This is a genomic window from Serpentinimonas sp. SSL01 (assembly GCF_056323735.1).
In genome coordinates this window covers 1,005,092-1,016,972 of sequence record NZ_CM150487.1, presented here as the reverse complement: position 1 = coordinate 1,016,972, position 11,881 = coordinate 1,005,092, and the positions used below count along the sequence as shown (strand labels likewise).

Annotated in this window: 10 protein-coding genes and 1 tRNA gene; 6 read left to right on the top strand and 5 right to left on the bottom strand. The window is 65.3% G+C overall.

What is annotated here, in order from left to right:
- Positions 1-262: 262 nt before the first annotated feature.
- The 3 genes from ettA to ACVMK0_RS04900 all read left to right on the top strand — a co-directional run bounded on the left by ettA (position 263) and on the right by ACVMK0_RS04900 (position 3,250).
- Positions 263-1,927, top strand: coding sequence for an energy-dependent translational throttle protein EttA (gene ettA, locus ACVMK0_RS04910; RefSeq protein ID WP_476464500.1), 1,665 nt, complete (start codon positions 263-265; stop codon positions 1,925-1,927).
- A gap of 125 nt (positions 1,928-2,052) precedes the next feature.
- On the top strand, positions 2,053-2,841 hold the full coding sequence (locus tag ACVMK0_RS04905) for a helix-turn-helix domain-containing protein (protein ID WP_476464499.1): 789 nt from the start codon (positions 2,053-2,055) through the stop codon (positions 2,839-2,841).
- A 100-nt stretch (positions 2,842-2,941) separates the two neighbouring features.
- On the top strand, positions 2,942-3,250 hold the full coding sequence (locus tag ACVMK0_RS04900; RefSeq protein WP_476464498.1) for an Hpt domain-containing protein: 309 nt from the start codon (positions 2,942-2,944) through the stop codon (positions 3,248-3,250).
- Positions 3,251-3,276: 26 nt separating this feature from the next.
- Here the strand turns inward: ACVMK0_RS04900 and ACVMK0_RS04895 are convergent, their stop codons facing one another.
- A complete protein-coding gene (locus ACVMK0_RS04895) occupies positions 3,277-3,768 on the bottom strand; it encodes a YqaA family protein (RefSeq protein WP_476464497.1) in 492 nt (163 codons plus the stop codon).
- Positions 3,769-4,052: 284 nt separating this feature from the next.
- On the opposite strand from ACVMK0_RS04895, the gene dusB reads away from it, so the two are divergent.
- Genes dusB through purH form a run of 3 tightly spaced genes read left to right on the top strand, consistent with a single transcriptional unit; the run spans position 4,053 to position 6,962 of the window.
- Entirely contained in the window at positions 4,053-5,087 is a 1,035-nt protein-coding gene (gene dusB / locus ACVMK0_RS04890) for a tRNA dihydrouridine synthase DusB (protein WP_476464496.1), read from the top strand.
- Positions 5,084-5,332 carry a helix-turn-helix domain-containing protein gene (locus tag ACVMK0_RS04885; RefSeq protein ID WP_045535454.1) on the top strand — a complete coding sequence of 83 codons (249 nt, stop codon included), beginning with the start codon at positions 5,084-5,086 and terminating at the stop codon, positions 5,330-5,332. Before dusB ends, ACVMK0_RS04885 begins: the two co-directional genes overlap by 4 nt.
- Before the next feature lie 25 nt (positions 5,333-5,357).
- A complete protein-coding gene (gene purH, locus ACVMK0_RS04880; RefSeq protein WP_476464495.1) occupies positions 5,358-6,962 on the top strand; it encodes a bifunctional phosphoribosylaminoimidazolecarboxamide formyltransferase/IMP cyclohydrolase in 1,605 nt (534 codons plus the stop codon).
- A 147-nt stretch (positions 6,963-7,109) separates the two neighbouring features.
- On the opposite strand, the gene ACVMK0_RS04875 is transcribed toward purH, so the two are convergent.
- The 4 genes from ACVMK0_RS04875 to ACVMK0_RS04860 form a co-directional block, all read right to left on the bottom strand.
- Positions 7,110-7,197 (bottom strand) — tRNA-Ser (locus ACVMK0_RS04875).
- A gap of 152 nt (positions 7,198-7,349) precedes the next feature.
- Positions 7,350-9,449 carry a DNA primase gene (dnaG, locus tag ACVMK0_RS04870; protein ID WP_476464494.1) on the bottom strand — a complete coding sequence of 700 codons (2,100 nt, stop codon included), beginning with the start codon at positions 9,447-9,449 and terminating at the stop codon, positions 7,350-7,352.
- Between the two features lie 12 nt (positions 9,450-9,461).
- Positions 9,462-11,003, bottom strand: coding sequence for a GGDEF domain-containing protein (locus ACVMK0_RS04865; RefSeq protein ID WP_476464493.1), 1,542 nt, complete (start codon positions 11,001-11,003; stop codon positions 9,462-9,464).
- Positions 11,004-11,121: 118 nt separating this feature from the next.
- Complete coding sequence (locus ACVMK0_RS04860) at positions 11,122-11,880, bottom strand: 3-hydroxyacyl-CoA dehydrogenase (RefSeq protein WP_476464492.1); 759 nt, start codon at positions 11,878-11,880, stop codon at positions 11,122-11,124.
- Position 11,881: the final 1 nt, after the last annotated feature.

Genomic DNA, 11,881 nt, shown 5'->3' with positions numbered 1-11,881 from the left:
GCGTGGGGCAAGGGCAATCATGGGCAGATGGGAGCAAAATCGGGTTGGGCTGAATGGATTCGTGCCCGTGGCCTCAAGGGCAGCGGAGCGCAAACCTACACAAACCAGCCCCAGCATGGCGCTGCAGCGGCACCGAATGCGGGTGCACGCTGCCCCGATTGTGGCACAAAGCGGCGCAAACTGGCTTGGGCAGCGCATAATCGACGCATAGCTGCACTTGGGGTGTGGCGTATCTTGCACTTCTCTAATTTTTGCACTGCCCATGGCCCAATACGTTTTCTCCATGAACCGCGTCTGCAAGACGGTGCCGCCCAAGCGCCAGATCTTGAAAGACATCTCGCTCAGCTTCTTTCCCGGCGCCAAGATCGGCGTGCTGGGCCTCAACGGCTCGGGCAAATCGACCCTGCTCAAGATCATGGCCGGGGTGGACAAAGAGATCGAAGGCGAGGCCGTGCCCATGCCCGGCATCCGCATCGGCTACCTGCCGCAAGAGCCACAGATCAACCCTGAGCAAAGCGTGCGCGAGGCGGTGCAAGAGGGCATCGGCGGCGCGCTGGCGGCCAAGGCGCGCCTCGAGGAGGTCTATGCCGCCTACGCCGAACCCGATGCCGACTTTGACGCCCTAGCCGCCGAGCAAGCCGAGCTCGAGGCCATCATCTCGGCTTCGGGCTCCGAAAATTCCGAGCTGCAGCTCGAGCTGGCGGCCGACGCGCTGAATCTGCCGCCTTGGGAGGCGCTGATCAAAAACCTCTCGGGCGGTGAAAAACGCCGCGTGGCGCTGTGCCGCCTGTTGCTCAGCCGCCCCGACATGCTGCTGCTCGACGAACCCACCAACCACTTGGACGCCGAAAGCGTGCACTGGCTCGAGCAGTTCCTCAAGCGTTTTTCGGGCACGGTGGTGGCCATCACCCACGATCGCTACTTCCTCGACAACGCCGCCGAATGGATTTTGGAGCTCGACCGCGGCCACGGCATCCCCTACAAAGGCAACTACACCGACTGGCTGGAGCAGAAAGAGCGCCGTCTCGAGAGCGAACAAAAGAGCGAAGACGCGCGCATGCGCGCCATGAAAGAAGAGCTCAAGTGGGTGCGCGCCAACGCCAAGGGGCGCCAAGCCAAGAGCAAGGCGCGGCTGGCGCGCTTCGAAGAGCTGTCGGACGTGGACTACCAGCGCCGCAACGAGACCAACGAGATCTTCATCCCCGTGGCCGAGCGCTTGGGCGCGCAAGTGATCGAGTTCCACGGCGTGAGCAAGTCCTTTGGCGATCGGCTGCTGATCGACAAACTGAGTTTTGCCGTGCCGGCCGGCGCCATCGTCGGCATCATCGGCCCCAACGGCGCCGGCAAATCGACCCTGTTTCGCATGATCCAAGGCAAGGAGCAGCCCGACAGCGGCTCGATCGTCATCGGCAAGACCGCGCAGCTGGCTTTTGTGGACCAAAGCCGCGAATCGCTGGCCGGCGAAAAAACGGTGTGGGAGGATGTCTCGGGCGGGCTCGACAACATCACCGTGGGCAAGTTCGTGATGCCCAGCCGGGCCTATCTGGGGCGCTTCAACTTCAAGGGCAACGACCAGCAAAAGCTGGTCAAAAACCTCTCGGGCGGTGAACGCGGGCGGCTGCACCTGGCCAAGACGCTGGCGCTGGGCGGCAACGTGCTCATGCTCGACGAGCCCTCCAACGACCTCGACGTCGAAACCCTGCGCGCGCTCGAAGAGGCGCTGCTCGAGTTCGCCGGCAGCGCCATGGTCATCAGCCACGACCGCTGGTTCTTGGATCGCATCTGCACCCACATCCTGGCCTACGAGGGCGACAGCCAGTGGGTGTTTTTCGACGGCAACTTCACCGAGTATGAAGCCGACAAGCAACGCCGCCTGGGCGAGGAGGGCGCGCGGCCCAAGCGCGTGCGCTTCAAGTCGCTCGCCTAAGCGCTTCCGGCTATATACGCTACATGCCGCCCTCATTTCCGACAAAATTACTAAAAACAGTCTTGCGCTGAATGTGCCATTTGTTGCAGAATACGCCCATGAATTACACAAACAACTCTGTTGACATGTCCTCCGGCGCCTACTACACCACGCTGGAGGTGGCCAAAATGCTCGGGATGGCCGTGCGGTCGGTGCAACTGATGGTCGATCGGGGCGATCTGCAGGCGTGGAAGACCCCGGGCGGGCACCGGCGCATCACGCGCGACTCGCTCGAGCGCTGGATCAAGGGCAGCCGCGCCGGCGTCACGGGCGTGGCGGCCATGCACGGCGGCGCGTCGCTGCGCCCCAGCGGGCGGCGCCGCCATTCGGTGCACGTGCCGCGCATTTTGCTGATCGAAGATTCGGCGCACTTTCAAGGCTTGGTGTCGACGCTGGTCAAGCAGCGCTACCCGGCCATCGAATTGCACGTGTCCGCCGACGCCATTGCCGGTTTGGTCTCCTTCGGTCACCTGCAGCCCGACCTGATCATCGTCGATATTCTGTTGCCGGGCATGGACGGCGCCACGCTCATCACCGGGTTGCGCAACCACGCCCTGTTCGGCAATTGCAAACTGGTCGTGCTCACGGCGCTCGATGCGCAGCAGCGCGAACCCTATGCCGCCGCCTTGGACGGGGTGGACGTGGTGCACAAGCCGCGTCTGGTGCAGGAACTGCCGCCGCTGATCGAGGCGGCGCTGGGCCATTTGCTGGCCAACAAAGACGCTGCCGAAGAGCCAGCGCCTGCGGCCAACGGCGGTGCGTTGGCTCTAGCCCCTAGCGAACCACCTCCCGTCAAAGCCAAAGCCAGCAAAGCCAGATCCAGCAAGCCCAAGGCCAAGGCCGCTGGCAAATCTGGTCAGCAGCCCGCGGGCTAAAGGGATTCTGGTGGAGCAAGTGCCCCCCAAGCCGTGTTCGTTGCCGGCTTTACCGGAGGGCAGCGAGGTACTGCGCTTGCCTCGGTGCGAGCAGGTGGCCTTGCAGAGCCTGTTCGACAACGACAGCGACCTGTATTTGGCCTTTCGTGACGCTTGCATCGAGCAGTTTGTGCACGATTTCCAGCTCGCTGCCGCTTTGTTGGTGGCGCAGCAGGACCGAGCCGCGTTCAGTCGTTTGGCGCACAGCCTCAAGGGCGTGCTCAACACTTTGGGCTATACCGAAATCAGCCCTTTGGCGCACGCCTTGCAACTCGAGGCCGAGCGCGCCGATTGGCCCGAATTGCAGCGCCTCTGGTTGGAGCTGCGCGCACGCATGGTCGCGGCTTTTGGGCTCGATGCGCTTGCGTGAGCTCGCGGTGGGTGTCAAGCCAAAAATCAACCCAAAAATTCGGCCCACTCGTCGGGCAGCAGCCACAGCAGGGCCGAGATAAAGGTTAAGTAGCGCAAAAACATGCCCAACCCGATGTAAAACACGCAGGGCCAAAAAGGCAGCCGCAACCAGCCGGCCACCGCGCACAGCGGGTCGCCGATGCCCGGCAACCAACTCACCAAGCAGGCCTTGGGGCCAAAACGGCGCAGCCACTCGAGCGCCTTGACGTGGGTGGCCGAGCCGCGCGCCTTGTCCACCGCCGAATGGGCACCGTAGCCCACCAGCCAGTTGGTGATGGCGCCCAAGGTGTTGCCGGCCGTGGCCACCAGCATCACCGGCCAATAGAGCTCGGGGTTGAGCTTGATCACGCCCAGCACCACCGGCACCGAACCCAATGGCAGCAAAGTGGCCGACAGATAGGCGACCACAAACACCGTCGTCAGGCCAAATTGTGGCAGACGCAAGGCATCCAAGATCGACCACAGCACAGCTTCCATCGTGGGGCCAGTATAAGGGTGACGCGGCGGGCGCGGCAGGCGGCGCTGGGTTGCCACCGACCAACTTGGGTTGTGGGGTCTGGCTTTATGGAGGCGGGTTGGCAGCGAAGGCTTCAAGCGGGTCAAGCGGGTCAAGCGGGCAAGGGTCAAGCGGGTCAAGCGGGCAAGGGTCAAGCGGGCAGAGTGCGCCGGGTACAATAGACTGCTCAATTTATTGGCAGCCGCTGCACCGTGCGCGCCCCTCGAGGTGGCGCTGCCGGGTGGCTATTTTTGCGGTTTTATTAATGCGCATCGGCCCTTACACGCTCGACAACACCCTGTTCGTCGCCCCCATGGCCGGGGTCACGGATCGGCCTTTTCGCTCCCTGTGCAAGCAGCTGGGTGCGGGCTACGCGGTGAGCGAGATGATCAGCGCCCGGCCCGAGCTGCGCGACAGCCTCAAAACCCTGCGCCGCCTCGACCATGTGGGCGAACCCGGCCCGATCGCGGTGCAGATTGCCGGCACCGAGCCGGCCCAGATGGCCGATGCGGCGCGCAGCAACATCGACCGTGGTGCGCAGATCATCGACATCAACATGGGGTGCCCGGCCAAAAAGGTGTGCAACCAGTGGGCTGGATCGGCCCTGATGCAAGACCCGCCGCGCGCGCTGGCGATCATCGAGGCGGTGGTGGCGGCCTGCCTGCCGCACGGCGTGCCGGTGACGCTCAAAATGCGCACCGGCTGGTGCGAGGCCGAAAAAAACGCGCTGCAACTGGCGCGCGCTGCCGAGGCCGCTGGGGTGCAGATGGTCGTGCTGCACGGGCGCACGCGCGCGCAGGGCTACAAGGGCCAGGCCGAGCACCACACTGCGGCAGCGGTGAAGGCGGCGCTGCGCATCCCGGTGGTGGCCAACGGCGACATCGACAGCCCCGAGCAGGCGCACGCGGTGATGGCGGCCACCGGCTGTGACGCGATCATGATCGGCCGCGCCGCCCAAGGCCGGCCGTGGTTGTTTCGCGAGATCGCGCACTATTTGGCCACTGGCGCGCATCTGCCGGAACCGGACGCAGCCGAACTGAGCCGGCTGCTGCGCGCGCACCTGCTCGAGCACTACCAGCTTTATGGCGAGCACAGCGGCGTGCGCAGCGCACGCAAGCACCTGGGCTGGTACGCGCGCTCCCTCGCCGATTCGGCGCTGCAGCTGGCCGAGTTCAGGCAGGCCGTGAACCGCGCTGAAACCGCCGCGCAACAGCTGCGCTGCGTGCAGGCGTGGTTTGAGTGCGCCTCTGAGCGCACCGCCGAGCCCACCCCCGACCCTCAATGGAGGCTGGCCGCATGAGCCCCCCAACCGCCCAAAACTTGCCTGACAGTGTGCGCGCCAACATCGACGCCTATTTCAAAGATCTGGGTGCCAGCGAGCCGGCCAATATGCACGACATGCTGCTGCGCACGGTCGAAAAACCGCTGCTCGAGGTGGTGCTGGCGCGCGCCGGCGGCAACCAATCCCGCGCCGCACAATGGCTGGGCCTGAACCGCAACACCTTGCGCAAAAAGCTGCAGGAACACGGCTTGCTCGATTTTTGATTTTTGTTTTAAGTGAATGTTGCCCATGAAAGCCCTGCTCTCGGTCTCTGACAAATCCGGCCTACTCGACCTCGCGCGCGGCCTGCACGCGCTGGGCGTGCAGCTCATCTCAACCGGCGGCACAGCGCGCCTGCTGGCCCAAGACGGCCTGCCCGTGACCGAGGTGGCCGAGCTCACCGGCTTCCCCGAAATGCTCGATGGCCGCGTGAAAACTCTGCACCCCACGGTGCACGGCGGCTTGCTGGCGCGGCGCGAGCGGCCCGAGCACATGGCGGCGCTGCAAGCGCAGGGCATCGGCACCATCGACATTTTGGTGGTCAACCTCTACCCCTTCGAGGCCACGGTGGCACAAGCTGGCTGCACGCTCGATGAGGCGATTGAAAACATCGATATCGGCGGCCCGGCGATGGTGCGCTCGGCGGCCAAAAACTGGCGCGATGTGGCCGTGCTCACCGACGCCAGTCAGTACCCGTTGTTGCTGTCCGAGCTGCAAGACGGGGGCTTGAGCGAGCGCACCCGCTTGCAATTGGCGGTGGCGGCTTTTAACCGCATCAGCCATTATGATGGCGCCATCAGCGATTATCTGTCGGCTCTGGACTTGTCAGCCGGCGTACCGTCGGGTGCTGCGGTGCCGCCACGCTTGCTTTTTCCTGGTCAGAGCAATGGCCGCTTCGTCAAGCTGCAAGATTTGCGCTACGGCGAAAACCCGCACCAGCAGGCCGCTTACTACCGCGACCTCGATCCAGCCCCGGGCTCGCTGGTCACGGGCACGCAGTTGCAGGGCAAAGAGCTGTCGTACAACAACCTGGCCGACGCCGATGCGGCTTGGGAATGCGTCAAAAGTTTCGACGTGCCAGCCTGCGTCATCGTCAAGCACGCCAATCCCTGTGGCGTGGCGGTGGGTGCGAGCGCGCAGCAGGCCTACGAAAAGGCCTTCCAGACCGACCCGACCAGCGCCTTTGGCGGCATCATCGCCTTCAACCGGGTGCTCGACGGCGCCGCGGCGCAGGCGGTGTCCAAGCAGTTCGTCGAGGTGCTGATCGCCCCCGACTTCACGCCCGAGGCGCTGGCGGTGTTCAAGTCCAAGGCCAATGTGCGCCTGCTCAAGATCGCCCTGCCAGCGCTGGCGCAGACCGATGCCAGCGACTGGGCGCGCGGGCGCAACGCCATCGACATCAAGCGCGTGGGTTCGGGCCTGCTGCTGCAGACGGCCGATAACTTCGAGCTGCAGCGCAGCGACCTAAAAACCGTGACGGCGCTGCAGCCCACGCCGACGCAGCTCGACGACCTGCTGTTTGCTTGGAAAGTGGCCAAGTACGTGAAGTCCAACGCGATCGTGTTTTGCCGCGACGGCATGACGTTGGGGGTGGGGGCAGGGCAGATGAGCCGCCTGGATTCGGCGCGCATTGCGGGCGTCAAGGCGGCGCATGCGGGTTTGTCTTTGCAGGGCTCGGTGGTGGCCAGCGATGCCTTTTTCCCGTTCCGCGACGGGCTCGATGCCGTGGCCGACGCCGGTGCGCGCTGCATCATCCAACCCGGTGGCTCCATGCGCGACCAAGAGGTGATCGACGCCGCCAACGAGCGCGGCCTAGCGATGGTGTTTACCGGGGTGCGCCACTTCCGGCATTGAAGTGGGCTGGTGGGGCTAGGGCTAAACCCCCAAGCCTCTTGGTGCAACCGCGAGCAAGCCGGCAACCAAACCACCCGCTCGCGGAACTAAACGCCTGTTTTTGCTAGGACTTTGATGCCGCCCAAAGTGTTGTAAATGCTTGCATTCTGGCGGAAGCGGTGAGATTCGAACTCACGAACGGTTGCCCGTTGCCGGTTTTCAAGACCGGTGCAATAGACCACTCTGCCACGCTTCCAGTTACCAACCACAACGATTTGAATTCAACCGCAAGGCCTGTTCAATCCTTAGAAACACCCTCAATTGTAAGGTGTCGAACAAACAATACTTGAGATTTGTACTGTGGCAGAACCATCCGCACGAAGCATGCGCGGGAGCGCCACGGCTGCCTTATTGCTTGGTGTTTTGCAGGGCCATGCGCTGCGCCGTGACCTCGCGGTAGCGCTGCATCTGCGCGGCGTCGGTTGCGGCGTGGGCGATGAACTCGGTTTCGAGCTGCTTGAGCCGCTCGATGTGCAACATACGCAGCAGTTCACGCAGTTCGCTGCGCAGGTCGCCGGATTCGGCCTCATCGCTGGGGTCGGGGCGTTCAAGCGCCACGTCGGTGCGGGCAGCAGCAGGCGGCTCGAGCGCCATGCCGCCGGTGTGCAAATCCAGCGCCAGCGCCTCGAAAGGCTGGCGGCGCAGCCCTTCGCGCAGCGCCGCCCAAGGTTGCGGACCGTGCTCCAGCCACTGGGCTTCGAGCCAAGCAAACAGCGCGCCATGCGGTGCCGGCTGCTGGGCCAGCAACTGGTGGTCGTCGGCACTGAGCCAATCCCAGGCCTGCGGACTGGCCAGCACGATGCGCGCCACCCGGTCGGCGCGCCCAAGCAAGCCGCGTGGGGTGCGCCGCAGCAAACCTTGAGTGCGCCCGCCCGCCCCAGGCCAGCGCAATGAGTTTCGTGCACCCGCCGGGGGTAGGGCGGCCGGAAAGTCCGCTTGGTGTGATGGGCGTTCTGCGAAGCCGTCCTCGAGCGCATCGGCTGCCGCCTCGGTGGCCGCCCCCGCGGCTGGGCTGTGCGGCTGACTTAGGTGGGTTGTGGTGCCCGCACTGGCGCGGCGCGCACGGGGTGCCTGCGCGGTTTTGGATTGCCGGGTCTGGGGCTGGCCGAACTTGGGCTGCCAGAGCGCGAGCAGATCGCGCCCGTCTAGGGCCACCCGGTCGGACAGCTCGAGCAGCATCTGGTGCTTGAAGGCACCCTCGGGCAGCGCCTGCCACAGCGGTGCGGCTTGGCTGGCCAGGCGCGCCCGGCCTTCGGGGGTATCGAGGTCGCAGCCCTCGGCAGCGGCGTCGAGCAAAAAGCGGCTCAAGGGGGTGGCCTGCGCCAGTGCCTGCTCAAAGGCTGGGGCACCCTGGGCACGGACGTAGCTGTCGGGGTCGTGCTCGGGCGGCAGGAACAGAAATTTGACGCTGCGCGTGTCGCTGGCCCAGGGCAGGGCGGCCTGCAGGGCCTTGCGCGCGGCACGGCGGCCGGCGCTGTCGCCGTCGAAAGCAAACACCACCGTGTCGCTGAAGCGAAACAGCAGCCGCACCTGCTCGGGTGTGCAGGCGGTGCCCAGCGTGGCCACGGCGTAGCCCAAGCCGTGCTGGGCCAGCGCCACCACATCCATGTAGCCTTCGGTGACCAGCACGCAGCCGGCTTGGCGGATAGCGCTGCGCGCCTCGAACAAGCCATAGAGCTCGCGTCCCTTGGAAAACAGCGGCGTTTCGGGCGAATTGAGGTATTTGGGCTCGCCCGCTCCCAGCACCCGGCCGCCAAAGCCGATGCACTGGCCCTTGACGTTGCGGATCGGGAACATGATGCGATCGCGGAAGCGGTCGTAGCGCTTGCCGCTGTGCGTCGCGCCGGCCTCGGTTGCGGCCTGGGGGTCGGGTTCGGCATCGGTGGCGATCACCAGCCCGGCTTCGAGCAGCAGCGGGTTTTGGTAGTCGGGCAGCACGGTGGACAAAAAACGCCACTGCGCCGGGGCGTAGCCGATGCCGTAGGTTTTGGCAATCTGCCCGCTTAAGCCCCGGCGCTTGAGGTAGTCGATGGCGGCGGGCGCCAGCCGCAGCTGCTGCTGGTAGCCGTGCGCGGCTTTTTCCAGCAACTCGGACAAGCTGCTGCGCTGCTGGCGCTGCGCCGCTGCCTGGGACCGCTGCTGGGGCGTTTCGTCGTCCATGGGCACGCTCAGGCCGGCTTGCTGCGCCAGGTCTTGCACCGCCTCGATGAAGCCGGCGCCGGTGTGCTCCATCAGAAAGCCGAGCGCGCTGCCGCTTTTGCCGCAGCCAAAGCAGTGGAAAAACTGCTTGCTCGGGCTGACTGTGAACGAGGGTGATTTTTCGTCGTGAAACGGGCAAAGGCCCAGATAATTGGCCCCGCCTTTTTTGAGCGCCACGTGGCGGCCCACGACTTCGACGATGTCAACGCGGGCCAGCAGCTCTTGCAAAAAGGCTTGTGGAATGCTCACGACGGGGCAGTCTTAAGCGCGCAGGACACGGTTTTTGCCGGCCCGTTTGGCGGCGTACATGGCTTGGTCGGCGCGTTCGATCGCTTGCTCAAAGTTTTCTTCGCTATGCATTTGGGTCACGCCAGCGCTGAAGGTGATGAGCAAGCGCTCGCTGCCGCTCATGAACAACTGGGTGGTGAGCTCGCGCTGCACCCGGCGCACCACTTCGACGGCGTCATCGGGATCGGTGTCGGGCAAAAGGATGACGAACTCCTCGCCGCCGTAGCGGGCCAGCGCGTCTTGGGGGCGCAGTGCGGTTTTGGCCACCGTAGCCAGGTGCTGCAGCGCCGCGTCGCCAGCCAAGTGCCCCCAGCTGTCGTTGAGGCGCTTGAAGTCGTCAAGGTCTAGCAGCGCCAGGCAAAGCCGGGTGCCGCTGCGCTGGGCGCGTGCGGTTTCGCGCTCCAGCGCCTCGGCCATGCCCTTGCGGTTGAGGGCGCCGGTGAGCAGGTCGTGGCTGGCTTGATCGCTCATGCGCTGCAGCTCGAGGCGCAGCTGCTCGACTTGGGCTTCGGCTTGGATCGCGCGCTCGCGCAAGCCCCCCAGATCGTCGCCAGTGCGCTGGCTGTCGAGCGCCAGGGTGCGCGCCGATTGGATCGCTTGCTGCAGCACGGGCGTGATTTCAGCCAAGCTGGTGGAGCGCTCGAGCTGGTGCGCAAAGTGCTCAAAGCGCTGCTGGTACTGCTGGCTGTTGGCGGCGGTTTCGGACAAACGCTGCATGAACACGGCCAAGGTTTCTTTCATGGCGTTTTGCGCCACGATCATCTGCTCCTTGGTATCGAGCTGCAAACGCGTGAGGTCTTTGAGGCGCGACTGCGCGTCCTCAAGCCGGCGGATCGACAAGGGCGGCTGAGCCACGTCGATCAGTGCGCCGAGCTGCTTTTGCAGCCACGGCTGCTCGAGGTTGACCACGCGCACGTTGTCGAGCACGCCGTGCAGCAGCTTGAGCAGCGTTTCACGGATGGCGGCCTGCTCTTCGGCCACAAACGAGAGCCTGAAGGCAAAATCGGCCATGAGCTTGCGCAACGAGGGCGGGTGCTGCTCGGGCAGGCGCAGGTAATTGATCAACTCGTCGGCCAATTCGACCACTTTGCGGTCGTCGTTGCCCACGGCGGGCAGGGCGTTGCCCACGATGCGCGCCATCTGCTCGAGCAGTTCGGGCGGGAAGCGTTCTTGCTCCTGCACCACGGGTGCGAGCGCCACCGGGGTGGGCGCCGGCGTTTCGGTGCTGGCGCTTTGGTTGCGCAGTTGCTGCGAGAGCACCCGCTCCAAGTCGTCCCAGCTGTGCATGGATACCGCCTTGCCAAACTGCGACTTGAAGCGCTGCTGGGCCGGGGTGGCCTCGGGCAGGGCCTGCGCGATCTGGCGCAGGTTTTCGAGCGGAAACGGCTTGAGCGGTCGCGTGCCCGCCACCTCGTGGTAGAAGGTTTGAAAATTCTCGGGCGTGGGGGGCAGTTTGCGCGCCGTCAGGCGCTTGACCGCCTCGCGCGCGATTTCTTGGGGGGTGGAGGCCGTCATGGCTGGCAAGAGGGGAAGGCTAAGAGTTGGCCTATCTTAGCGCTCCCCGGCCCCACGATGGCGGCAGGGGCTTGACTCAATGCCCAAACCCGGCGGCCACGGGCGCGCAGTCGCCTTTTTAGCGTGGCGGCAGCCGGATCGCGCCGTCGAGGCGGATCACTTCGCCGTTGAGCATCTCGTTTTCGATGATGTGCTGAACCAGCCGCGCGTAATCCAGCGGCCGCCCCAAGCGCGAGGGGAAGGGCACGCTGGCGGCGAGCGCGTCTTGCAGCTCTTGCGGCATGCCAAAGAGCATCGGCGTGCCAAAGATGCCGGGGGCAATCGTCATGTTGCGGATGCCGCTGCGCGCCAGGTCGCGCGCGATCGGCAGCGTCATGCCCACGATGCCGCCCTTGGAGGCGGCGTAGGCGGCTTGGCCGATCTGGCCGTCGTAGGCGGCCACCGAGGCGGTGGAGATGAGCACGCCGCGCTCGCCGCTGGGCTCGGGCGCGTTGCGGCTCATGGCGGCGGCGGCCAGGCGGATCATGTTGAAGCTGCCGAGCAGATTGACTTGCAGGGTTTGGGCAAACAGCGCCAGCTCGTGCGCGCCGTCTTTGCCCACGGTTTTGGCCGCCGGCGCTATGCCGGCGCAGTTGACCAAACCCGCCAAGGTGCCCAGCTCGCAGGCGCGCTGCACCACCGCCAGCCCGTCGGCCTCGCTGGAGACGTCGCAGCGCACAAACACGCCGCCGATTTCATGCGCCAGCGCCTGTCCGGCCTCAACCTTGAGGTCGGCCAACAGCACCCGGCCGCCCAAGCTGGATAGGTGGCGCGCCGTGCCCTCACCCAGCCCCGAGGCCGCCCCGGTGACGATGAATACCTTGTCTGCGATCTGCATG